This window comes from Microbacterium sp. Marseille-Q6648 (genome assembly GCF_943181415.1).
Taxonomy (GTDB): domain Bacteria; phylum Actinomycetota; class Actinomycetes; order Actinomycetales; family Microbacteriaceae; genus Microbacterium.
Window position 1 is genome coordinate 1,210,660 of sequence record NZ_CALPBZ010000001.1, and the last position, 22,011, is coordinate 1,232,670.

Sequence of the window (22,011 nt, forward strand, 5' to 3'; positions counted from 1 at the left end):
ATGACCGCCACCATCGCTCCCCCTCAGACGCCCCGCACGATCGAGCGCGAAGCCACCAGCCTCACCAACGGCCGCCTCGCGGCCTGGGTCCCGTGGGCCATCCTCGCCGCCGCCGCCGGCATCAGCGCGATCATCTTCGCCGTTCCCGCCATCGCGGGTGCCGCCGACTTCAACGTCGCCGGATTTGCCGTCGTCACGGCCCTGCTCTATCTCGCTCTCGTCACGCTCGTCTCGACGCTGGTCGAGGGCCGCCGCAAAGCCGTCGACCGCCTGGTGACCGGTGTGGTCACGACCGCCTTCCTCATCGCCATGGTGCCGCTCGTATCGGTCGGCTGGACCGTGATCGTCAACGGCGTGGCCGGGATCTCCGCGGACTTCTTCTCGATGTCGATGCGCAACGTCGTCGGCGAGGGCGGCGGCGCATTGCACGCCATCATCGGCACCCTGCTCATCACGCTCGCCGCCGCTGTCATCTCGATCCCGATCGGCATCTTCACCGCGATCTACCTCATCGAGTACGGCGAGGGCAAGCGTCTGGCACGCGGCATCACGTTCCTCGTGGACGTCATGACCGGCATCCCCTCGATCGTCGCCGGTCTGTTCGCCTATGCCCTCTTCGTGCTGTTCTTCGGCCCCGGCATCCGCATCGGCATCATGGGATCGGTGGCGCTCGCCGTCCTGATGATCCCGGTCGTGGTGCGCTCCACCGAGGAGATGCTGCGCCTCGTGCCCAACGAGCTGCGCGAGGCCTCGTACGCGCTGGGCGTTCCGAAGTGGCTCACGATCGTGAAGGTCGTGCTGCCGACGGCCATCGCGGGCATCACCACCGGCGTCATGCTCTCGATCGCCCGCGTCATCGGCGAGACGGCACCGCTGCTCATCACGGCCGGCTTCACCACGAGCATGAACTACAACCTGTTCGAGGGCCGCATGATGACCCTGCCGGTGTTCGCGTACACCCAGTTCATGAACCAGGGCATCCCCGCCCAGGCGTTCATCGACCGGGCGTGGGCGGCTGCTCTCACGCTGATCGTGATCGTCATGACCCTCAACCTGGTCGCCCGCCTCGTGGCCAAGATCTTCTCCCCCAAGCTCGGCCGCTGAGCGGTCCCACCCGAAATCCCAGAGGAACGACGTGTCCAAAAGCATCGAAGTCAACGACCTGAACGTCTACTACGGCGATTTCCTGGCCGTGGAGGGCGTCTCGCTCGACATCGAGCCGCGCAGCGTGACGGCCTTCATCGGCCCGTCCGGCTGCGGCAAGTCCACCTTCCTGCGCACCCTCAACCGCATGCACGAGGTCATCCCGGGCGCACGTGTCGAGGGCGAGGTGCTCCTGGACGGAGACAACCTCTACGCCAGCAACGTCGACCCCGTCCTGGTGCGTCGCCAGATCGGCATGGTCTTCCAGCGCCCGAACCCGTTCCCCACCATGTCGATCAAGGAGAACGTGCTGGCGGGCGTGAAGCTCAACAACAAGAAGATCTCCAAGTCCGACGCCGACGACCTCGTCGAGACGTCGCTCAAGGGCGCCAACCTCTGGAACGAGGTCAAGGACCGTCTCGACAAGCCCGGTTCCGGGCTCTCGGGCGGCCAGCAGCAGCGTCTGTGCATCGCGCGGGCGATCGCCGTCTCGCCCGAGGTGATCCTGATGGACGAGCCCTGCTCGGCGCTCGACCCCATCTCGACCTACGCGATCGAAGAGCTGATCGGCGAGCTGAAGAAGGACTACACCGTCGTCATCGTCACGCACAACATGCAGCAGGCCTCGCGCGTGTCCGACAGGACGGCGTTCTTCAACATCGCCGGCACCGGCAAGCCCGGCAAGCTCATCGAGTACGACGACACCAAGACGATCTTCACGACGCCGTCGGTGCAGGCCACCGAGGACTACGTCTCCGGTCGCTTCGGGTAGTCCACGCGGCGGTCAGCGGCGGGGCTCAGTCCCGTGGGCTCAGCAGGTACTCGTTGATCGATCGGGTGAGCTCGCCGTCGACAGGCATCGGAGAGCCGTCGATCGCCGTCACCGGCACCGCCAGGCGCACGCTCGACACGAGCCAGGCGGCATCCGCCTGCGACAGCGCGGATGCCGGCAGCGTCGCGTAGGCGGTCTCGAAGCCGCGGCGCGCGAGCTCTTCGAACACGCTCATCTGCGTCGTGCCGTGGAGGATGCCGGCGCCCGGCGCAGGGGTGACGTAGCGGCCGTCGATGCGCAGGATGAGCGACGAGGTCGGCCCCTCGAGCAGCACACCGTCGGACGAGACGAAGAGCGCGTCGTCCGCACCCCGACGCTTCGCCTCGCGGATCGCCGCCATGTTCACCGCGTACGACAGCGTCTTGGCACCCAGCAGCAGCCACGGCGCGCGTTCCGGTGCTCCGCTGTCCAGCCCCCGGTCGAGGGTGGCCACGCGGACGCCGTCGCGTCGTACCGTGCGGAAATCCGGAGCCGACGCGACGGTGATCCACGCGGTCGGCGCGGGACCGTGCTCGACGCCGCGGCTCAGGATCAGCTTCATGACCGACTCGCCCTCCGGCGCCTCGGTGGCGGCGGCGACGACGGCCTGCCGCCACTGCTCGCGGTGCGGGACGGGCAGGTCGCACAGTCTCGCCGAATGGATCAGACGGTCCAGGTGCGCACCGACCTCTTGCGGGTGCCCGTCGACCACGCCGATCGACTCGAAGATGCCGTCGCCGCGCTGTGTACTCAGTTCGCCGACGCTCAGGGCGGGAGCCTGCGGGTCGATGGGGGTGAAGGTGTCGGTGAAGTCGGCCCCGGGTCCGTCGGCGGGCCGGTCGTCCGCGGCGACGGGATCGATCACGAGGGCGTGGCGCCAGGTCATGCTGAGAGCCTAGGGGAATGCCCGCGCCGGTCTCGGTTAGACTTGTTCAGCCGGGCCGCAGTAACCCCGGGCTCCATCTTCTGCCGCCGCGAGCGGCCTCGCGCCGAGAGGCGTTCTGCGGCCCGGCACTTCTCTGCCCTCAGGCCAGAGCGTCGCGCCGCCACAGCGACGCACTGACGGCGAGGTCGCCGGCATAGTCCGAGAGCCGCAGCGCGCGCGTGGTGAGCGTCGTGGCCCGCTCCGGCTCGGTTCCCTCGTAGTCGTCGGCGAGATGTGTCGCGCCCGAGGCCTGGACGCGGCAGAAGGCCGCCGCCCTGTCGAGCGCCACGGCGAAATCGCCGTCGAAGACGCCGCGGAGGATGGCGTCGACAAGCGTCACCAGTTCGTCGGGTCCGGCCGGCGACGGCGCGCCCGCGACGAGATCGTCAGCCCCGGCCAGCTCGGCGCGTCCCCGCTCGTAGAGCAGCGCAGCTGTGCGGGGATCGTCGTGGATCATCAGCTGCAACAGGTAGAGCCGCCACAGCGCACCCGGCAGGGAGCGCGCCGGCGATCGCGACCACAGCTCGGCGATGTCGTCGATGCCGTACTCGTCGGTGAACGACACCAGACGGTCGACGACGGCCCCTTCGGGCTCGGCGCGTACGCGGGCCAGCAGGGCGTGGGCCGTCGAGTGCGCCACGCGCGACACCTCTGCGGGATCCGCCGATGCGAACCGGCGGTCGAAGAGCTCGGCCGGACGGCGCACGGGCTTGTGGAAGTCGCGGGACGGGTCGCTCACCCCATCGAGGCTACCCCGACCTCGCGGTCCGAGCGCTGACGATCAGGCGGTGGGGATGGCGATGATGGGGTCGCTCGTGGGCTGACCGTCCGGGGCACCGCCCTCGGGCTCGACCGTGACCGCGATGACATCGCCCGCCTCGAGTGCCCCGTCCAGCAGCACGGTGGCATCGGCACCGGCGACCGTCTCGAAGACACCCGCCGAGACCGCGCCGTCGTCGCGCACGAACCAGAGTTCGAAGCTCTGGTCGTCCGAGATCACCGGGAGGCCGTCCGAGACGAGCACGGCCTTGCCGAGCTCCTCGGACCAGTGCGCCGTCGCCGTCCCGCCGTCGGGCACGTCCACCGACGCAGCCTGCGCGTCGGGGGCACTCTCGATGTCGGCGAGCGCAATGGCTGCCGGCGTGCGGGTGAGGTACTCGTTGATGGTGACCGAGGCGAAGCCCAAGGCCACCAGCAGCACCAGGCACGCGGCGAGCGCGAAGATCCCCCGGGTCCAGTTGCGCCGCGAGACGGCCTGGATCAGCGCGGTGTCGGGAGCGGGCTCGACCGGCGCGACGGGCGCGGGTGCCGGCGGCCGCGGCGGAACGACGACGTCGTCCGCCTCACCGCCCGCCCCGGCATCCGTCGATCGTTGCGGCGCGACCGCGATCCGCGCCAGCAGCTCGTTCCGAAGCGCGGCGGGGGGAACGACCTCGCGCACACCCTCGGCGAGCGCAGCAGCCGTCGCCTCGTCGGCATCGACCCACGACTGCCATTCCGGATGCTGCGCGAGAGCGTCCTCGAAGCGGGCGCGGTCTTCGGATGAGAGCGCGTGCAGGGCATTGCCCGCCGCCAGCGCTGCGAACTCCTCCTCGTTCATACCGTCACCCCCATCTCTGCTCGCAAGCGGGTCAATCCATCCCGCATCCTGGTCTTGATCGTCCCCAGCGGGGCCCCGACCATGGCGGCGATCTCGCTCTGCGAATACCCGCCGTAGTAGGCCAGTGTGAGCGCCTCTCGCTGCGCATCGGGGAGCGAGGACAGTGCAGCCGTCACGCGTTCCCCTTCCATCCGCAGCTCGACATGTTCGGCGACGCCGTCATGGGCGACGTCGAGATCCCGGAAGCCCACGCGAACGTCGCGATCCGTGCTCGCCTGCGATGACCGCACGCGGTCCACCGCTCGGCGATGCGCGATCGTGAGGATCCACGATCTTCCCTGCCCTCTGTTCGGAGTGAACCGGGATGCGGATTGCCACACTTCCAGGAACACCTCCTGCAGCACTTCCTCACTCTGGGCGCGGTCGACCAGCACCCGCAGGATGAGACCGAACACGCGCGGCGAGATCATGTCGAACAGCCGGGCGAAGGCCCGCTGGTCGCCGGCGGCCACGCGCGTCAGAAGCTCTCCGACGTGGTCGACCGGGTCCGCACCGTCCTCGGGTACGTCCACACCGTCGATCACCATTCCTCAAGCATGCCGCATCCCTCGTGGGGAACCGGAATTCCGCGCCGGGCGACGACCTGATCCGTGCCGGCGAAGGGGTCCGGGCAGACCGGTCGGAAAAATCTTCCAATCCGATCCCGGGGGCTGGCCGAACAGCCTGTGAACGCCGCAGGAAGCGGCACCGGAACGATCACAGGTCGGATAACGGCCCCTACCACCGGAGGAAGTCATGCTCAGCACGAACAAGAAGATCACAGCAGGTCTCTCGCTCGCCATCGCAGGCGCATTCGCCCTGTCGGCCTGCACGGGCGGCACCACGGCCACGGAGTCGGAAGAGACGACCGCGCCCGAGATGTCGGAAGAGACCGAAGCGCCCATGGACGAAGACATGGACACCATGGACCCGGCCGCCAACCTCGTCGGGCCCGGCTGCGCCGACTACGCCGAGGCTGTGCCGGACGGCGCGGGATCGGTCGAGGGCATGTCCCAGGACCCGGTGGCGACCGCCGCCTCGAACAACCCGCTGCTCACCACGCTGGTCTCGGCCGTGAGCGGCCAGCTCAACCCCGATGTCGACCTGGTCGACACGCTGAACGGTGACGAGTTCACCGTCTTCGCCCCGGTCGACGACGCCTTCGCGGCGATCGACCCGGCCACCATCGAGGCGCTCCAGACCGACAGCGAGACGCTCACGTCGATCCTCACGTACCACGTCGTGCCCGGCCAGCTGAGCCCGGACGAGGTCGTCGGCGAGCAGGCCACCGTCCAGGGCGGCACGCTCGAGGTCTCGGGCGAGGGCGACTCGCTCATGGTCAACGACGCCAACGTCATCTGCGGTGGCGTGGTCACCGCGAACGCCACGGTGTACCTCATCGACGCTGTGCTGATGCCCCCGGCACAGTGACCTGACGTGTCCGGAGGCGGGGGTGCCGCCGGACACGGGGGTGGCGGGGCCGCCGGTGCGCGCGAGGTTGCACCGGCGGCCCTTCTCTATGCACTTTTCTCCTACTTCGTCAACCCCCGCGCACGGGAGAATCGCCCGAGTAATCTCGCCACATGTCCCCCAGCCCCGCGTTTCCCGAGCGCACGCCGAAGTCGGTCCGATGACCGATCTGCGTGAGGTCGGCGACCCCCTCACCGGGGAGCTGCTCGACGGGCGCTACCGTCTTCTGGAGCGGATCGGCGAGGGCGGAATGGCGCGCGTCTACCGCGCCGAAGACACCTTCCTGCAGCGCACCACCGCCGTGAAGGTCATGCGCGGTCATGTCGACGGGCTCGGCTCGCTGGAGCGCGCCCGTTCCGAGACGACTCTCCTGGCCGGCCTCAATCACCACGCGCTGGTCACCCTGTTCGACGCGCAGATCTCGGCCGACGACGGCAGCTACCTGGTCATGGAGTTCGTCGACGGCATCACGCTCCGCGACCTCATCGCACAGGGACCGCTGTCGCCGCAGACCGCGGCGGCACTCACCGCCGAGATCGCCGAAGCACTTCACGTCGCGCACACCGCAGGCGTCGTCCACCGCGACATCAAGCCTTCCAACGTCCTGCTCGGTCGCTCTCCGGTTCCGGGGGGCGCATGGCGGCCCAAGCTTGCCGACTTCGGCATCGCGTACCTGGTCGATTCCACCCGCGTCACCACCCCCGGTCTGATGGTCGGCACCATCGCGTACCTCGCTCCCGAGCAGGCCAACGGCGCACCGCCGGCACCGCCCGCCGACATCTACTCCCTCGGCATCATGATGATCGAGGCGATCACCGGCGCGCGACCGTGGGCGGATGCCGAGGGCATCGGTGCGCTCGTGGCTCGCATGACCTCGCCGCCGTCGATCCCGCGGTCGTTGCCGGAGGAATGGCAGCAGCTGCTTCGGGGAATGACTGCGACCCGGCCCGACGATCGACCCACGGCCCTCGAGGTCGCCATGACCGCCGCCCGACTGGCGGGCACCACGGCGACCGGCGGCGCCGTCGACGCCGATACCGCCCCCGTGGCTGTCGCCGCGGTGGCCCCGCCGGCGCCGCAGGCGGGCACGGAAGCGCCCGACGACGCGACCGCGCTCATGCCGGCCACCTCAGCCCCGGCATCCCGACGACGCGCGAACGAGGAGCGCCGCCAGCAGCCCCGGCGTCGCCGAGCACTCGTCGCCGTCGTCATCGCCGCCGCGGTGCTCGCCGCGGCACTCGTCGTCTTCTTCGGCGTCTGGGCATCGGGATACTCGGCGTCACCGGAACCCGCACCGTCGTCCACTCCCCTCGTGCAGGAGGTCGAACCGACTCCCGAGCCGACCGTCGCGGACGTGGCCCCGCAAGAGGCAGAGCCCGCTCCGGCTCAGGCGCCCGCGCCTGCGCCCGAACCCGCCGCCCCGAGCGTCGAGACCGCCGGCAACAGCGGTAGCGGAAACGGTAGCGCCAACAGCGGACCCGGCAACAACAACGGCAGCGCCGGCGGCGGCAACGCCAACAGCGGACCGGGCAACAACAACGGCGCCGGTGGCAAGGGGAACGGCAACGGCTGACGCCCCGGTAGGCTGGTGGGCGAGGGCCTCTAGCTCAGTCGGTAGAGCATCGGACTTTTAATCCGCGGGTCGTGGGTTCGAGCCCCACGGGGCCCACTCTTTCTCACCCGCGCGGTTCGCAGACCACGACGGGGATCTGGCGCGACGTCCGCTGCTGATAGCCCGCGTAGCCGGGATTGACCCGGGTGATGCGCGGCCAGAGGGCTTCACGCTCGTCGCCCGTCGTCGTCCGGGCGAGATAGCGACCCGTCACCCCGCGGCGGGTGATCTCGACCTCCGGCGTCGCGACGAGATTGAGGTACCACGCCGGGTGATCGTCGGCGCCGCCCTTCGAGGCGACCAGCACGATCCGTCCCTCCTCCTCGACGGGCGCCGTCAGCAGTGTGGAGCGCCGAGCGCCCGAGCGGCGGCCCACCGTGTGCAGCTCGACGGTCTCCATCCCCAGCAACCGGCGGCCGACGCGGCCACCCGTGAGCCGCAGCACCGCACGGTGCAGCGACTCCATCCAGCGGATGACCCGGTCGGGAGGTGCGGACCGCGGCGTCACGGCGCCGACGTCACGATCTCGGCACCCGCGTGACCGAGTTCGGCCAGTGCCCGCTCGCTGGAATCCGGTGCGACGCCCGCGATCAGGTCGGTGAAGATGCGCACGTGCCGGCCGTGGCCGATCGCGTCGAGGGCGGAGGCGCGCACGCAGTAGTCCGTCGCGATCCCGGTGACGTCGACGTCGACGACGCCGCGCTCGTCCAGGAGCTCCCCGACCGTCCGCCCCTCTTCCGTCGTGCCCTCGAACAGGGAGTAGGCCGGTCGTCCCTGCCCCTTCTTCACATGGTGGGTCACCGACGCGGTGTCGAGCCCGGGATCGTAGTCCGCACCCTCGGTTCCCGCCACGCAGTGCACCGGCCACGTCTCGACGTAGTCCGGCTCCCCCGCGGCGAAGTGGCCGCCGTTGTCCGAGTCGCCGTCATGCCAATCCCGTGACGCGATGATGAGCGCGTAGTCCGCCGCGTGCTCGGCCAGATGTCGCGTGATCGCCGCGGCGACGGCGTCACCGCCATCCACGCCGAGGGCCCCGCCTTCGGTGAAATCGTTCTGGACGTCGACGATGAACAGCGCCTTGCTCATTCTTCGAGACTACGCTCGCGCTCGGTCGCTGTCTCGGGTCCTCGCCGCCACAGCTTCGACGGCCACCAGATGGCGCGGCCGATGTCGTACGACAGCGCCGGAACCAGAAGCGAGCGCACCACGAACGTGTCCAGAAGCACGCCGAACGCGACGATGAACGCGATCTGGGCAAGGAACAGGATCGGGATGACGCCGAGCGCGGCGAAGGTCGCAGCCAGAACCAGCCCCGCCGATGTGATCACCCCTCCGGTGGCGACCAGCCCGCGGAGGATGCCCGGCCTCGTGCCGTGCACGAGCGACTCCTCCCGCACGCGCGACATCAAGAAGATGTTGTAGTCGACCCCCAGCGCCACGAGGAACACGAACCCGTACAGGGGAACCGAGGGGTCGGCGCCGGGGAACCCGAAGATGCCGTCGAAGACGAGTGCGCTCACGCCGAGCGCGGTGCCGAACGACAGGATGACCGTCAGGATCAGCAGCACAGGAGCGAGGATCGAGCGCAGCAGCAGCATCAGGATGGCGAGGATCACCACGAGGATGACCGGGATGATGACCGTTCGATCACGGATCGACGTGTCGTTGGAATCGATGTCGGTAGCGGTCTCGCCGCCGACCAGCGCTGCGCCCGATCCGAGAGCGTCGTCGAACGCCACGCGCAGGTCACGCACGGTCTCTTCGGCATCGAGGGAATCCGCCGCGTCGGTCAGCGTGCCGATGATCAGCACGTCTCCCGCGGCGACCGTCGGCTCGGGTGCAGGTGTGCCCGGTGGCCCCGCGGCGCTCACGACGACCTCGCCGTCCTCCAGTGCCACCCCCGCCTGACCGCCGGGGGCGTCTTCGGCGGCGATCGCGACCGAGTCGACTCCGGCGCTGGCCTCGAGCACCTCGACGGCGCCCGTCAGGTCCGACTCGGGCACGACGACGTAGACGGGGCTGCCCGAGCCGGCCGGGAAGTGCTCGGCGAGAGCGACCTGTCCGTCGCGCGCCTGGGACTCCCCCAGGACGAGCTCGCTCGCGGGCACGCCGTCCGCCTTCAGCTGCACCACGCCGGCCGCGCCCGCGAGGAGGACGACGGTGCACACGATCCACACCACACGCGCGTGGCGCGCCACGAAACGCGCCTGGCGCGGCCAGATGCCCTTGACGGGCTGCGTCAGGTCGTCGGGCACGTTCGCCAGGGGCTCGCGCGGCACGAACGGCCAGAACGCCGCGCGACCGAAGAGCGCCAGGAGCGCCGGCAGGAACGTCAGCGCGGAAAGCATCGAGAACGCGATGCCGATCGAGGCGATAGGCCCGAGCGCGCGGTTCGTCGCGAGATCGGACAGCAGCAGGCACAGCAGGCCGGCGATCACCGTCCCGCCCGAGGCGAGGATCGGCTCGAAGGAACCGCGCCACGCCACCAGCGCGGCGGGCCACCGCGGACGCCCCTCGGCGATCGCCTCGCGGAAACGCGCCACGTACAGCAGCGCGTAGTCCGTGGCCGCGCCGATCACGAGGATGAAGAGGATCCCCTGGACCTGACCGTTGAGCACGACGATGCCTGCGAACGCGAGCCACCAGACGGTGAGCAGCGCCACGCACAGTGCGAACACGCTCGTCAGCAGCACCAGGATCGGCAGGAGCGGTGAGCGGTAGACCACGACCAGGATCACGAACACCGCGATCAGCGCCACCGCGAGGAGCAGCCCGTCGATGCCGAGGAATCCCTCGGCGAGGTCCGCGGTGAAGCCCGCCGGCCCCGTCACCCACCCCTCGAGGCCGTCGGGCAGCTCCTCACTCAGCAGCGCCCGCATCTCGGCGACGAGGTCGCCGATCTCCGCATCCGAGGCCAGAGGCACGAACACCTGGACGGCCAGTCCGTCCTCCGATGGGATAGGCGGCGACACCTCCTCCAGGACGCCCTCGAGCGCGGCGATCTCATCGACCGTGGCCTGCACGTCCGCGAGGTCGTCCGCGGTGAGTTCAGCCTCTCCCGCGATGACCACCACGGCGGGAACGCTGTCGTCGCCGAGGAAGTCGGTGAGCCGCTCGTTCACCTGCGTCGCATCGGCGCTCTCGGGAAGGAAGCTCGATCGATCGTTCGTCGAGACCTCCTCGACCTTCCCGAAGTACGGGCCGCCGACAGACCCTCCGACGAGCCAGATGAGGACCAGGAAGACCGGGATGCCGATGCGCAGCCAGCGGGTGGTGCGGCGGTCGGTGCGAGGCGAGGACATGTCGCTAGCTTATCTAGCGAAACCACTCCCGGCGTCGCGGATCCGGATTTTCTCATCTTCGCCCGCCGCTCCCTATGCTGGTGCGGATGCTCGCCGCCGCCCTCGCCCTGATCGGCGCTCTCGTCTACGGGGCCGCCGACTTCCTCGGCGGGCTCGCGGCGAAACGACTGCGCGCCATCGTGGTCACCGCAGTGGCCGCCGGCGCGGGATTGGTGATCCTCGCGGCGGCCGCCCCGTTCACCGTCGTGTCCGTGTCGGCATCCGATATCGCGTGGGGTGCGACGTCGGGCGTCGTCGGATTCATCGCCCTCATGCTGCTGTACGGATGCCTGGCGATCGGACCGATGAGCATCCTCTCGCCGCTCACGGCGGTGGTCTCGGCGATCGCCCCCATGCTCTGGGGACTGCTGGTCGACGGAGACCAGCTCTCGCCGATCGCGTTCGTCGGACTCGGCCTGGCCCTGGTCGCCGTCGTCCTCGTGGGCTTCGTGCCCGGTGAGCGGGTCGTGCGTCCGAGCGCGCGCGGGCTCGCGATGGCGGTGGGAGCGGGTCTCGCGATCGGCGGCTTCCTCATCGTCATAGATCAGACCGGCCCCGAGAGCGGACTCGTCCCCCTCGTGGCCAACCGGGCGACCAGTGTCGTCGTCACCGGGGCGATCGTCGCCGGTCTCGTCGTCTCGGCGATGCGGCGCGGCCGGACCGCGGCATCCGCCCTCGTCTCGCCGCCGGGACCCGGCGGCGCCTCGCGGCGCGTGTGGATGCTGGCGCTCGGGTGCGGGTTGCTGGATGCCGCAGCCAACGCCCTCCTGCTGTTCGCCCTGCGGGAGGGACAGCTCTCGGTGGTCTCGGCACTCACCGCGCTCTATCCCGCGGGCACGATCCTGCTGGCGGCCTTCCTGCTGCGAGAACGGGTCGCCGCCGTGCAGTGGGTGGGTCTCGCGCTCGCCGTCGCCGCGGGGGGCATGCTCGCGTTGGCGTGACGCGGCCGCCGTGAAGGCGCCGTGGAAACGCCGACCGCCGGTCGGCGGGACTCAGCCGCCGGCGAAGAGCAGGATCGTCGAGGTGACGAGGGCAGCCACGCCGAGCCCGAGAAGGCCGATGGCCAGGAGTGCGACGCCCCGGACGACCGGGCTCCGCTGCGTCAGCCGCAGGCGGTTGCGCGAGCCGCGACGGTAGAAGATGTCGGCCATGTCCTTGCCGGCCAGGGTGTGCGCCTGCTCGTGGGTCAGGTGCGCCTCATTCACCCCGCCGTCATGGTCGAACCATCGGGCGAGCCTGCCATGGGGACCGTCCTCGAGGACGGCGCGCGCCGGCATCCACGTGCCGTCGAAGAGGTACAGCACGAGCGCCGCACCGGCCAGGAGCGCACCCGAGCCGAACCCCACCCACGTGAAGATCTCGACGATCCCGTCGACGCGTGCGTCCATCGGCCCTCTTCGCTGCCTGAAGCCAGCCTGTTGTCTGGAGCCACCTAAGGGAATCGAACCCTTGACCTATTCATTACGAGTGAATCGCTCTGCCGACTGAGCTAAGGTGGCGCGCTTCGCTTGCGCGATGCACGATCAACGATCTTACCCTGTCGCCGGACCCGTCGCGAACCACGGCGGCCGGGTGCGCATCAGCTGCAGACGAGGCCGTCCTCGGGAACGGTGCCGTCCAGGAGGTAGGCCTCGACGGCGCGGTCCACGCAGTCGTTTCCCTTGTTGTAGCCGGTGTGGCCCTCGCCCTCGCGGGTGATCAGAACACCCGACGAGAGCTGCTCGGCCAGCGACACCGACCACTCGTACGGTGTCGCCGGGTCGTTGGTCGTGCCGATCACCACGATGGGGTCGGCCCCCTCGGCGGCGATGGGCTCGCGCACACCGGTCGCCGGATACGGCCACCCCTCGCACGGGTCGGGACCGGACCAGTAGGGCGCGATCGTCGGCGCCTGCTCGGCGATGAGGGCCTCGGCGGCCGCCTCTTCCTCTTCGGTCGCGTCGACGGGGTAGTCCATGCAGTTGTAGGCACGGAACGCCTCGGTCGAGTTGTCGAGGTACTCCCCTTCTTCGCGGTTGTAGTAGAAGTCCGCGAGGAAGAACGCGAACTCCGGGTCGCCCTCGAGCACACCCGTGAGCGCCTGCGAGAGGAAGGGCCAGCTGTCCTGCGAGTAGAGCGCGGCGACGATGGCGGTCGTCAGCGCGTCCGCGCCGAGCAGCCGTCCGTCGGCGGCGGGCAGCGGGTCGCGGTCGACGCTCGCCAGCAGCGCGCCGAGATCCTGCATCCCGTCGTCGACCGATCCGCGGAAGGGGCACTCCTCGTCGCCGAGGCAGTCGGCCATGTACGCCCGCAGCGCCGATTCGAAGCCCACCGCCTGCGTCGTGCCGACATCCAGGCCGGGGATGGACGGGTCGATCGCGCCGTCAAGCACGAGCCGGCCCACCCTTTCGGGGAACAGCTTGGCGTACGTTGCGCCGAGGAACGTGCCGTACGAGTAGCCGAGGAAGTTGAGGGCGCGATCCCCGAGCACGCCGCGGATGAGATCCATGTCGCGCGCCGACTGCTCGGTGGTGATGAACGGCAGGATGCCCTCACTGGCGTCTTCGCACGCCTCGCCGAACGCGGCGTTGCGTTCCTGGAGCTCCGCCTCCCACCCCTCGGAACCACGCGGATCCTCGGGGATGTCGAACAGGTACGCGTCCATCTCGGCCGCGTCGAAGCAGCGCACGGCGGTGGACTGACCCACGCCTCGCGGGTCGAAGCCGATGACGTCGTACTCCTCGATGAGCGCCTCGCCGACGGCGTAGGTCAGGGACTCGCGGACGAGGTCCACACCGCTGGAGCCGGGGCCGCCGGGGTTCGTCAGCAGCGACCCGATGGGTTCGCCGCCCGTGGCGCGGTTGCGCACGAGCGCCAGGTCGATCTCGCCCGCCGCCGGGTCGGCCCAGTCCAGCGGCGCCGTGATGGTCGAGCACTGGAAGCCGGCGCCGCAGTCCTCCCACTCCACGGTCTGCTCGTAGAACGGCAGCAGGTCCTCGTCCACGCCTTCGGTGTCGGGAGCGGGGCTCGAGGTCGAGACGGGCCGCTCCTCGGGGATCAGCGCGTAGAGGCATCCGCTCAGAGCGAGCGCCGAGACAGCGAGACCTGCGATGACGGCGAGCGTGCGACGCGCACGGCGGGTGGGGGCGACGTTCACGGGGTCCTTCCGCTCGCGACGGTCACGAGCATGCTCTCGAGGGCGAGGGTGGGGGCGACGTTCTGCTCGAGGTTGCGGCGCGTCTCGGCGATGCGGTCGAGCACCAGCAGAGTCCGCTCGGTCGACCAGTCCGCGGCCAGGGCTCGCAGCTCGGGCTCGAGCTCGCGATTGATCAGCTCGACATCGCGCCCGAAGCCAAGCATGAGGACGTCGCGGTACATCGACTGCAGATCGGTGAGCACACGATCGATGCCGTCGCGGAGGCTGCGAGTGGCGCGCCGCTTCTGGTCGTCCTCGAGCGCCGAGAGCTGTGCGCGGACCGCAGGCGGCACCGCCGCACCCTCGGGGATGCCGAGTGTGCGGCGAAGCTGCGCGCGTTCGGCGTCATCCCGCTCCGCGGTGAGGGCTTTGGCGTCCTCGGTCGCGGCCTGAACGATGCGGCCTGCGCTGTCGACCGCATCGCCCACCCCGCGCACCCGCAGCGCGGACCGCAGGGTATCGTCCCGGCGGCTGCGCGCCGCGGCATCCGTCGCCAGCCGCTGGGCCATCCCGATGTGTCGCTGCGCGTGCCGCGCCGACTGCTCGGCCACGGCCGGGTCCGCTCCGGTGCGTTCGGAGATGAGCCGTGCCACGTCGGCGACGTCGGGCTCGCGCAGGCGCAGCGTCCGCACCCGGGAGCGGATCGTGGGCAGGAGGTCGGCGTCGCTCGGCGCGCAGAGCACCCAGACCGTGTGCTCGGGCGGCTCCTCGAGCGCCTTCAGCAGGACATTGGACGTGCGCTCGGCCATGCGATCGGCATCCTCGACGACGATCACCCGGTGCCGGCCGAGTGACGGGGCGAAGTAGGCGCGCTCGACCAGGCGACGCGCTTCGTCGATGCGGATGATGACCTGCTCGGTGCGCAGCGACGTGAGGTCGGGATGTGTGCGGGCGAGCACCTGTCGCATGGCGACGGTGTCACCGGGCTCGGCGATCAGTGCCGCGGCGAAGGCGTACGCCAGCGTCGAGCGCCCGGATCCCGGGGGGCCCGTGATGAGCCAGGCGTGCGTCATGCTCTCGGGGTCGGATGCCGCGGCCTGCAGCGCGCGGACGGCGTCGTCCTGCCCCCACACCGCGTCCCACGGCTCCGCGGCGAGGACCGGCGGGGGCGCAGGCGCATCGACCGTCGTACCCATGGGCCCAAGCCTAACCGGCGGCGCCGACGTCGCCCGCGGGCGTCAGGAGGGTGGCGATGCGCGCCTGGACGTCGCGGGAAAGCTCTTCCGCGGGCCGCCGGGCATCCAGCACGAGGAAGCGGTCGGGCTCGGCGTCGGCGAGCGTGAGGAACTCGGCGCGGACCTTGGCGTGGAATTCGTCCTGCTCGGATTCGAGTCGGTCGAACGGCTTGTCGTCGGCGTCCCGGCGCTCGCGCGCAGCGGACGGGTCGAGGTCCAGCAGCACCGTGAGATCGGGAAGCAGTCCCTGGGTGGCCCACAGCGAAAGGTCTCGCACCTCGTCGCGCCCGAGCACCCGTCCGGCGCCCTGGTAGGCGACGGACGAATCGAGGTAGCGGTCCTGGATGACGATGTCGCCGCGCGCGAGCGCGGGGCGCACGACCGTCTCGACGTGGTGTGCGCGGTCCGCGGCGTACAGGAGCGCTTCGGCGCGGGGCGCGACGTCGCCTCGGTGGTGCAGGACGATGTCGCGGATGAGAACACCCACCTCGGTGCCGCCGGGCTCGCGCGTGCGCACGACAGCGCGCCCCGCCGCACGCAGCCAGGCTTCGAGAAGACCGGCCTGCGTCGTCTTCCCGGCTCCGTCGCCGCCTTCGAATGTGACGAACAGACCCGCGTGAGGATGCCGGGGGTCCGCCGTCACTTCTTCGCCGCGGTCTTGCGGGTGGTCGTCGTGCGCTTGGCCGTGCGCTTGGGCGCGGGACCCTTCGCCCGCTTGTCGGCGAGCAGCTGCACCGCCCGCTCGAAGGTGACCTCCATCGCGTCCTCGCCTCGCGGGACGGTGGCGTTGGTTTCGCCGTCGGTGATGTAGGGGCCGAAGCGGCCGTCCTTCAGCTTGATCGGCTTGCCGCTCACCGGGTCGTTGTCGTATTCCTTGAGCGCGCTCGAGGCCTTGCGCGCGCCGTACTTCGGCTGCGCGTAGATGGCGAGGGCCTGCTCGAGCGAGATGTCGAAGATCTGCTGCTCGGTGTCGAGCGAGCGCGACTCCGTGCCCTTCTTCAAGTAGGGCCCATAGCGGCCGTTCTGCGCCGTGATCTCGGCGCCCGTCTCGGGATCGGCGCCGACCACGCGCGGCAGGTCGAGCAGACGCAGCGCCGTGTCGAGGTCGATCGTGTCGACCGACATGCTCTTGAACAGCGACGCGGTGCGGGGCTTGGGTGCCACCTCTTTCTTCGCGCCGCGCTTCTTCGGCGCGGGCGTCTCGGCGGGCACCTCCCCGGTCGCCGCGTCGGCGGCGTCGGGGTCGACGGGATCGGTCTCCTGGACGTACGGCCCGTAGCGGCCGTCCTTGACGACGACGATCTTGCCGTTCGCGGGGTTCTCGCCGAGAACGCGATCCCCGGCGACCGGGGCATCGATGAGCTCCTGCGCCCGGGCGGGGGTGAGCTCGTCGGGCGCGAGGTCCTCGGGGATGTTCACCCGGCGCGGCTCGGCGGCAGGGTCGTCCTTGTCGGCGACCTCGAGGTACGGTCCGTACTTGCCGAAGCGGAGCGTCGCGACGTCGCCGATCGGCGTCGAGTTGAGGGCGCGCGCGTCGATTTCGCCGAGGTTGTCGACGATGTGACGCAGTCCGACGTGCTGCTCGGAACCGAAGTAGAACTCCTTGAGCCAGTCCACGCGCTTCTGCTCACCGCGGGCGATCGCGTCGAGGTCGTCCTCGAGCGCGGCCGTGAAGTCGTAGTCCACGAGGTCGGAGAAGTGCTCCTCGAGGAGCCGGACGACGCTGAAGGCGAGCCAGCTGGGGATGAGCGCCTGGCCGCGCTTGGTGACGTAGCCGCGGTTGAGGATGACGTCGATGATGCTCGCGAAGGTCGACGGGCGGCCGATGCCCTTCTCCTCGAGCGCCTTCACCAGCGACGCCTCGGTGTAGCGGGGCTTCGGCGACGTCGCGTGGCCCTTGGGCTCCACGTCGGTCAGGCGCAGGGAGTCGCCCACCGCGAGTGCGGGCAGAGACTGGTCGTCCGTGCGGTCGGCGTCGGCGCGCTTCTCGTCGCGACCCTCTTCGTAGGCCTCGAGGAACCCCTTGAAGGTGTAGACGGTGCCGGATGCCGTGAATTCGGCGCGTCGGCCGGCGGCGTCGACGGCGAGCGTGACCGTCGTGGTCTCGTACTTCGCGTCGGACATCTGGCTGGCCATCGTGCGCTTCCAGATGAGGTCGTACAGGCGCTGCTCGTCGCGGTCGAGTTCGCCCGAGACCTTCGAGGGCGTGCGGAACACGTCGCCGGAGGGACGGATCGCCTCGTGGGCCTCTTGCGCGTTCTTGGACTTGCTGCGGTACGTGCGGGGGTTCGGCGGCACGGCCTTGTCGCCGTACATCTCGACCGCCTGCGCCCGCGCCGCCTGGACGGCCTGGGTGCTCAGCGCGGTCGAGTCGGTGCGCATATAGGTGATGAAGCCCTTCTCGTAGAGACGCTGGGCGACGCTCATGGCGTGCTTGGCGCTCATCGAGAGCTTGCGGCCGGCCTCCTGCTGCATCGTCGAGGTGGTGAAGGGCGGCTTCGGGCTGCGGGTGCCGGGCTTGGCCTCCACGGCAGCCACGGTGGCTTCCCCGGCCGCGTCGATGGCGGTGGCGAGCTCGCGGGCGGCTGACTCGTCCAGGACGACGACGGCTTTCTTCAGTTCGCCACGGTCGTCGAAATCGGTGCCGCGGGCCAGTGACGCCCCGTCGACGCGTGCCAGGCGAGCGGCGAAAGAAGCGGCATCCTTCTTCGCGGTCGTCTCGATGTCCCAGTACGAGGCGGAGACGAACGCCATGCGCTCCCGCTCGCGGTCGACCACGAGTCGCGTCGCGGCGGACTGCACCCGACCGGCCGACGTGCCCTGCTGGACCTTGAACCACAGGACGGGGCTGACGTCCCAGCCGTAGAGGCGGTCGAGGATGCGTCGGGTCTCCTGCGCGTCGACCAGGGCGAGGTCGAGCTCGCGGGTGTTGTCGACGGCGGCGCGGATGGCGTCTTTGGTGATCTCGTGGAAGACCATGCGCTTGACGGGCACCTTCGGCTTGAGCGCCTCGAGCAGGTGCCACGCGATGGCTTCGCCTTCGCGGTCTTCATCTGTGGCGAGGAGGAGCTCGTCGGCGTTCTTGAGCGCCCGCTTCAGCTCGGCGACGGTCTTCTTGCCGCGTTCGCTGGGCACGTAGTAGGGGTCGAACCCGTTGTCGATGTCGATCGAGTACTTGCCGTAAGCCTGCTTCTTGTCGGCGGGGATGTCCTTCTTGTCCGCGAGATCGCGGATGTGCCCGACCGAGCTGAGCACCTCGTAGTCGTCGCCGAGGTAACCCTGGATCGACTTCATCTTCGTCGGGGACTCGACGATGACGAGCTTCTTGCCTGATGCCAACGTGGCGTCCTTTCTTCGTTGCACACCATACACACCGCGCGACAGGGCGGTGCTGTGAGGATGCCGAGGCGAAAGGCCTGGAAGGTCACGGTGGCGGGCCGGCGCGTGCGCGCGCCTCGACGGGCAGGTGCCCGAACGTCGCCCCGATGGTGACGGTTGCGATGAGCCCCGTCACCTCGCAGTCATGGAGTGACACCTGCATGGCCTCGGCCACCTCGCGGGCGCGTTCGCACGGGAACCCGGTGATGGCGCCCGATGCCGCATCTGCCGCAGCCAATGCCGCACCGTCGGCGGCCGCGGCGGCACGCTGGGCGTGCACGCCCGCCGCCGCGACCGCCGCGAGCGCGAGCAGACCGACTGCCGTTGCCGAGACGATCCCGACGGCCAGCGCGCTCCCGGGCATCAGCCACCACCCGCCAGGGCGCAGCCGGTGGCGGCCACGTCGCCCAGGAGGGCGAGCCCTGCCGAGGCGGTGGCGGTGACGCACACGACATCGCCCCGTGTCGAGACGTCGATCGTCGCCCCGGGGACCGCACCCGTCACCGCGCTCTCGACGCGGCCGGCGCTCTCACCCCGCGAGGCCAGGCGCGCGGCATCGGCGGCGGCGTCCTGCAGCCGGACGTGGCGTGCCCCCGCACCGAGCGCGCCCACCCCCAGGATGAGCACCAGCATCACGGCGGGAAGGGCGACGGCGAACTCCGCCACCACGGCGCCCGCCTCGCCGAGGCGGCGGGGCGGGCGACGGGTGTCAGGCGACCGTGAGGGCACGGCGGATGAGGTCGGTGAGGATGCCACGGACTTCGTCGGAGCGCATGATGACGACCAGAAGGCCCGCGAACGCCACGGCAGCCATCGTGGCGATGGCGTACTCGGCGGTGGCTGCACCGGTCTCGTCGCCGAACAGGCGGGCGGCGCGGCGGCGGGAGAGGCGGGAAGGGACATGGGGTGGCTCCATTTCTCGATCCGTTCGGATCTGCTTCGGCGGTGGGCGGGCACGGTCTGGGCAGGCACGGTGCGGAAGGGCATGGTGTGGGAGGGCACAGTGTGGGCGGGTCACAGGGTCAGGGGGACGGCGCTCATGACGCTGAGCATCATGGGCGCGACGCCCAGGAGCAGGAATGCGGGCAGCGTGCACACGCCGAGCGGGAGCAGCAGGCGCGAGGAGAGGTGCGCCGCGCGGAGCCGCGCGGCCGTGCGGGCACGGTGTCGTTCGAGAGACGCCGACGCACGCAGCAGCTCCACCGCGGGTACTCCGGCGCGCCGCGACAGCGAGAGGATGCTCTCGGCGGCGTCGTCGAGAGGATGACCCAGCGCGTCGGCGACCAGCGCGCGAGCCCGATCGATGGAGGCACCTGAGCTCAGGGCTATCGCGAGGACGTCGGTGCCGAGACCGGGGATCCCGCTTCCGTCACGCGCCCGCCGCACCAGCCGGGCGCTCCACCGGCTCGCGGCGATCACCAGTGCGATGCCGGCGGCGAGACACGCCCAGCCGAGCGGACTGCCGACGAGGACGCCGAGCGTGTCGAAGCCCAGCGCAAGCCCCAGTCCCACGGCGACGAGGGGAAGCCACGACATCAGACGGGCCGTACCGGCCGGTTCCGCCAGCGCGACCGCGACCTCGTCCTTCGCCTCCTGCGCGTCCCGGAGCGCCGCGGCGATGCCGCGCAGACTGTCGGCCAAGGGGGCTCCGACGATCGTGGCGACGCGCCACGCCGCGCCGACGTCCCGCCATGCGCCGGTCCGCTCCTCGGCAGCGGGGTCCGCAGCGGGGTCCGCCGCCTCGCCGGCGCGACCGATCGCGTCGACGAGCGCCTCTCCCCTGCGGCAGGCGGCGGACACGCGCTGCGCCGCCGCATCTCCGGACTCGCCGAGGTGCTGCCACGCCCGCGCCGGGGCGATGCCCGCTTGGAGCAGCACGGCCAGTCGCAGCACCGTCTCGCCGACCGCGGCGGGATCGTCACCCGCCCGTCCGTGACGCAGACGCGCCCGGCCGAGCATGGACAGGACGCCGCTCACCCCGGGCACTCGAGCTCCTCGACGTGCAGGCGCCCGTCATCCCCGAGGACGGGCCGCCCGATCTCCGACAGCCGGCGTCGACCACCCGGTCCCCTGCTGACATGGAGCACGCGACCAATCGCGCTGACCGCCTGACGGGCGAGGGCGAGGTCGTCCAGGCCCGCCAGGGCACCGAGCGCCTCCAGGCGGGCGGGCACATCGGCGAGCCCGTTGGCGTGCAGGGTGCCGGCACCTCCGTCGTGCCCGGTGTTCAGCGCCGAGAGCAGCTCTCGCACCTCCTCGCCTCGGCACTCGCCCACCACGAGCCGATCCGGCCGCATCCGCAGCGCTTCGCGGACCAGCCGGGCCAGACCGATCGCCCCCGCGCCCTCGAGGTTGGGCTGTCGCGCCTCCAGCCGCACATGGTGGGGGTGGTCGAGACGCAGCTCGGCGACGTCTTCGATCGTGACGATCCGCTCATGCCCCGGCGCCGCCGACAGCAGCGCGGACAGCAGCGTGGTCTTGCCCGCACCGGCGGCACCCGTCACGAGGATGTTCTCGCGACGCGCCACCAGTTCCTCGAGGAGTTCCCGCGTGCGCGGCCCGAACATGCCCCGCGCCTCCAGATCACCGAGGATGGGCCGGGCGACCCGCGGCACACGGATCGAGATCACGGTGCCCTCCGTCGAGACGGGCGGGAGCACCGCGTGAACCCGCAGGCCCCCGTCCAGGCGCACGTCGACGCACGGTGTCGAATCGTCGATGTGGCGTCCGCCGAGGCCGATGAGGGCGACGGCGAGATCGCGCACCTCCTCCTCGGCGGCCCGCCAGGTCGCCACGGGCTCCGGGCCCGCGCCGCGATCCGCGAACAATCCCGCCGATCCGTTGACGAACAGGTCCGACACCTCGGGATCATCCAGCAGCGCGGCGAAGGGCGCGAGGACGGGATGCCGGGGCGCAGGCACCTCTCCCGCCGGCGCCTCGCGTACCGGCGCCCGGTGCGACGGCGTCGCAGTCGACGGCGCCCGGGCCGGCAGGGTCGCCGACGGGTCCTCCCGCGTTGCCCGCACTGCGGGCGCGGGGACCCACCGCTGCGGCGCCCCCGGTCGCCCGCGCCCAGCCGATCCCTCGCCCTCGCGCCGGATCGGCGACGGCGCGAACGAACGCTCCTCCTCCGTGGTCGGCGTGCGGGGCTTGACGACCACAGGAGTGCGCGGTTGGACGACGAACGGCGACGGCATGTCACGACGGTACGAGCGCGGTCCCGCGCCCCGGCGCGGGCGGACGGTGCCGGTGGAGAGGTCCTCGCCGAAGCGGCCTGGGGAGGAGCGGATGCCCGGCGAGTCGAGCCCGCCCAAGAGAATGGCGGCATCCCATGGGGGGAAT

General features: G+C 70.7%; 22 protein-coding genes and 2 tRNA genes. 6 read left to right on the top strand and 18 right to left on the bottom strand.

Annotation, left to right across the window (positions count from 1 at the left end):
• Together pstA and pstB are read left to right on the top strand one after the other, a co-directional pair.
• Complete coding sequence (gene pstA / locus NFR93_RS05775; protein WP_251450758.1) at positions 1-1,104, top strand: phosphate ABC transporter permease PstA; 1,104 nt, start codon at positions 1-3, stop codon at positions 1,102-1,104.
• A gap of 31 nt (positions 1,105-1,135) precedes the next feature.
• Positions 1,136-1,915, top strand: a complete 780-nt coding sequence (gene pstB, locus NFR93_RS05780; protein ID WP_251450759.1) for a phosphate ABC transporter ATP-binding protein PstB — start codon at positions 1,136-1,138, stop codon at positions 1,913-1,915.
• Between the two features lie 25 nt (positions 1,916-1,940).
• On the opposite strand, the gene NFR93_RS05785 is transcribed toward pstB, so the two are convergent.
• The 4 genes from NFR93_RS05785 to sigK all read right to left on the bottom strand — a co-directional run bounded on the left by NFR93_RS05785 (position 1,941) and on the right by sigK (position 5,066).
• Positions 1,941-2,840: an aminodeoxychorismate lyase gene (locus NFR93_RS05785; RefSeq protein ID WP_251450761.1), complete on the bottom strand. Its 900-nt coding sequence runs from the start codon at positions 2,838-2,840 to the stop codon at positions 1,941-1,943.
• A 139-nt stretch (positions 2,841-2,979) separates the two neighbouring features.
• Positions 2,980-3,618, bottom strand: coding sequence for a DNA-directed RNA polymerase subunit beta (locus tag NFR93_RS05790; RefSeq protein WP_251450763.1), 639 nt, complete (start codon positions 3,616-3,618; stop codon positions 2,980-2,982).
• A 42-nt stretch (positions 3,619-3,660) separates the two neighbouring features.
• A complete protein-coding gene (locus tag NFR93_RS05795) occupies positions 3,661-4,479 on the bottom strand; it encodes an anti-sigma factor (protein WP_251450765.1) in 819 nt (272 codons plus the stop codon).
• Entirely contained in the window at positions 4,476-5,066 is a 591-nt protein-coding gene (gene sigK, locus NFR93_RS05800) for an ECF RNA polymerase sigma factor SigK (protein ID WP_251450767.1), read from the bottom strand. Before sigK ends, NFR93_RS05795 begins: the two co-directional genes overlap by 4 nt.
• A gap of 208 nt (positions 5,067-5,274) precedes the next feature.
• Between sigK and NFR93_RS05805 the strand changes: the two genes are divergently transcribed.
• The 3 genes from NFR93_RS05805 to NFR93_RS05815 all read left to right on the top strand — a co-directional run bounded on the left by NFR93_RS05805 (position 5,275) and on the right by NFR93_RS05815 (position 7,657).
• On the top strand, positions 5,275-5,949 hold the full coding sequence (locus tag NFR93_RS05805) for a fasciclin domain-containing protein (protein WP_251450769.1): 675 nt from the start codon (positions 5,275-5,277) through the stop codon (positions 5,947-5,949).
• A gap of 199 nt (positions 5,950-6,148) precedes the next feature.
• Complete coding sequence (locus tag NFR93_RS05810; RefSeq protein WP_251450771.1) at positions 6,149-7,561, top strand: serine/threonine-protein kinase; 1,413 nt, start codon at positions 6,149-6,151, stop codon at positions 7,559-7,561.
• 23 nt (positions 7,562-7,584) lie between these two features.
• Positions 7,585-7,657 (top strand) — tRNA-Lys (locus tag NFR93_RS05815).
• A 7-nt stretch (positions 7,658-7,664) separates the two neighbouring features.
• On the opposite strand, the gene NFR93_RS05820 is transcribed toward NFR93_RS05815, so the two are convergent.
• From NFR93_RS05820 to NFR93_RS05830, 3 genes are read right to left on the bottom strand one after another with little or no spacing between them, the layout of a single operon-like run.
• Positions 7,665-8,108, bottom strand: coding sequence for a nitroreductase family deazaflavin-dependent oxidoreductase (locus tag NFR93_RS05820; protein ID WP_251450772.1), 444 nt, complete (start codon positions 8,106-8,108; stop codon positions 7,665-7,667).
• Entirely contained in the window at positions 8,105-8,686 is a 582-nt protein-coding gene (locus NFR93_RS05825) for an isochorismatase family protein (protein ID WP_251450774.1), read from the bottom strand. The genes NFR93_RS05820 and NFR93_RS05825 overlap by 4 nt, the downstream gene beginning before the upstream one ends.
• Positions 8,683-10,902, bottom strand: coding sequence for an MMPL family transporter (locus NFR93_RS05830; RefSeq protein ID WP_251450776.1), 2,220 nt, complete (start codon positions 10,900-10,902; stop codon positions 8,683-8,685). The genes NFR93_RS05825 and NFR93_RS05830 overlap by 4 nt, the downstream gene beginning before the upstream one ends.
• Positions 10,903-10,988: 86 nt before the next feature.
• Between NFR93_RS05830 and NFR93_RS05835 the strand changes: the two genes are divergently transcribed.
• Positions 10,989-11,882, top strand: coding sequence for an EamA family transporter (locus NFR93_RS05835; RefSeq protein WP_251450778.1), 894 nt, complete (start codon positions 10,989-10,991; stop codon positions 11,880-11,882).
• A gap of 51 nt (positions 11,883-11,933) precedes the next feature.
• Here the strand turns inward: NFR93_RS05835 and NFR93_RS05840 are convergent, their stop codons facing one another.
• From NFR93_RS05840 to NFR93_RS05890, 11 genes are all read right to left on the bottom strand, one after another.
• On the bottom strand, positions 11,934-12,329 hold the full coding sequence (locus tag NFR93_RS05840) for a hypothetical protein (RefSeq protein WP_251450780.1): 396 nt from the start codon (positions 12,327-12,329) through the stop codon (positions 11,934-11,936).
• Positions 12,330-12,364: 35 nt separating this feature from the next.
• A tRNA-Thr gene (locus NFR93_RS05845) sits at positions 12,365-12,440 on the bottom strand.
• An 80-nt stretch (positions 12,441-12,520) separates the two neighbouring features.
• Positions 12,521-14,077, bottom strand: a complete 1,557-nt coding sequence (locus tag NFR93_RS05850; RefSeq protein WP_251450782.1) for an alpha/beta hydrolase — start codon at positions 14,075-14,077, stop codon at positions 12,521-12,523.
• Positions 14,074-15,252: a DNA polymerase III subunit delta' gene (locus tag NFR93_RS05855; protein WP_251450784.1), complete on the bottom strand. Its 1,179-nt coding sequence runs from the start codon at positions 15,250-15,252 to the stop codon at positions 14,074-14,076. Before NFR93_RS05855 ends, NFR93_RS05850 begins: the two co-directional genes overlap by 4 nt.
• Before the next feature lie 10 nt (positions 15,253-15,262).
• Entirely contained in the window at positions 15,263-15,934 is a 672-nt protein-coding gene (tmk, locus tag NFR93_RS05860) for a dTMP kinase (protein WP_251450786.1), read from the bottom strand.
• On the bottom strand, positions 15,931-18,630 hold the full coding sequence (topA, locus tag NFR93_RS05865; RefSeq protein WP_251450788.1) for a type I DNA topoisomerase: 2,700 nt from the start codon (positions 18,628-18,630) through the stop codon (positions 15,931-15,933). Before topA ends, tmk begins: the two co-directional genes overlap by 4 nt.
• A gap of 85 nt (positions 18,631-18,715) precedes the next feature.
• Complete coding sequence (locus NFR93_RS05870; RefSeq protein ID WP_251450790.1) at positions 18,716-19,033, bottom strand: Rv3654c family TadE-like protein; 318 nt, start codon at positions 19,031-19,033, stop codon at positions 18,716-18,718.
• Positions 19,033-19,338, bottom strand: coding sequence for a TadE family type IV pilus minor pilin (locus NFR93_RS05875; RefSeq protein ID WP_251450792.1), 306 nt, complete (start codon positions 19,336-19,338; stop codon positions 19,033-19,035). Before NFR93_RS05875 ends, NFR93_RS05870 begins: the two co-directional genes overlap by 1 nt.
• A gap of 40 nt (positions 19,339-19,378) precedes the next feature.
• Positions 19,379-19,585, bottom strand: coding sequence for a DUF4244 domain-containing protein (locus NFR93_RS05880; protein WP_251450794.1), 207 nt, complete (start codon positions 19,583-19,585; stop codon positions 19,379-19,381).
• A 98-nt stretch (positions 19,586-19,683) separates the two neighbouring features.
• Complete coding sequence (locus NFR93_RS05885) at positions 19,684-20,646, bottom strand: type II secretion system F family protein (RefSeq protein WP_251450796.1); 963 nt, start codon at positions 20,644-20,646, stop codon at positions 19,684-19,686.
• Complete coding sequence (locus NFR93_RS05890; protein ID WP_251450798.1) at positions 20,643-21,866, bottom strand: TadA family conjugal transfer-associated ATPase; 1,224 nt, start codon at positions 21,864-21,866, stop codon at positions 20,643-20,645. Before NFR93_RS05890 ends, NFR93_RS05885 begins: the two co-directional genes overlap by 4 nt.
• Between the last annotated feature and the right edge of the window lie 145 nt (positions 21,867-22,011).

What these genes read in the sequence shown, in the direction of transcription:
- pstA (WP_251450758.1), top strand. Translation starts at nt 1, where the DNA reads ATGACCGCCACCATCGCTCCCCCTCAGACGCCCCGCACGATCGAGCGC.
- NFR93_RS05785 (WP_251450761.1), bottom strand. Translation starts at nt 2,840, where the DNA reads ATGACCTGGCGCCACGCCCTCGTGATCGATCCCGTCGCCGCGGACGAC.
- NFR93_RS05795 (WP_251450765.1), bottom strand. Translation starts at nt 4,479, where the DNA reads ATGAACGAGGAGGAGTTCGCAGCGCTGGCGGCGGGCAATGCCCTGCAC.
- sigK (WP_251450767.1), bottom strand. Translation starts at nt 5,066, where the DNA reads ATGGTGATCGACGGTGTGGACGTACCCGAGGACGGTGCGGACCCGGTC.
- NFR93_RS05805 (WP_251450769.1), top strand. Translation starts at nt 5,275, where the DNA reads ATGCTCAGCACGAACAAGAAGATCACAGCAGGTCTCTCGCTCGCCATC.
- NFR93_RS05810 (WP_251450771.1), top strand. Translation starts at nt 6,149, where the DNA reads ATGACCGATCTGCGTGAGGTCGGCGACCCCCTCACCGGGGAGCTGCTC.
- NFR93_RS05825 (WP_251450774.1), bottom strand. Translation starts at nt 8,686, where the DNA reads ATGAGCAAGGCGCTGTTCATCGTCGACGTCCAGAACGATTTCACCGAA.
- NFR93_RS05830 (WP_251450776.1), bottom strand. Translation starts at nt 10,902, where the DNA reads ATGTCCTCGCCTCGCACCGACCGCCGCACCACCCGCTGGCTGCGCATC.
- NFR93_RS05835 (WP_251450778.1), top strand. Translation starts at nt 10,989, where the DNA reads ATGCTCGCCGCCGCCCTCGCCCTGATCGGCGCTCTCGTCTACGGGGCC.
- NFR93_RS05840 (WP_251450780.1), bottom strand. Translation starts at nt 12,329, where the DNA reads ATGGACGCACGCGTCGACGGGATCGTCGAGATCTTCACGTGGGTGGGG.
- NFR93_RS05855 (WP_251450784.1), bottom strand. Translation starts at nt 15,252, where the DNA reads ATGGGTACGACGGTCGATGCGCCTGCGCCCCCGCCGGTCCTCGCCGCG.
- NFR93_RS05870 (WP_251450790.1), bottom strand. Translation starts at nt 19,033, where the DNA reads ATGCCCGGGAGCGCGCTGGCCGTCGGGATCGTCTCGGCAACGGCAGTC.
- NFR93_RS05880 (WP_251450794.1), bottom strand. Translation starts at nt 19,585, where the DNA reads ATGGAGCCACCCCATGTCCCTTCCCGCCTCTCCCGCCGCCGCGCCGCC.
- NFR93_RS05890 (WP_251450798.1), bottom strand. Translation starts at nt 21,866, where the DNA reads ATGCCGTCGCCGTTCGTCGTCCAACCGCGCACTCCTGTGGTCGTCAAG.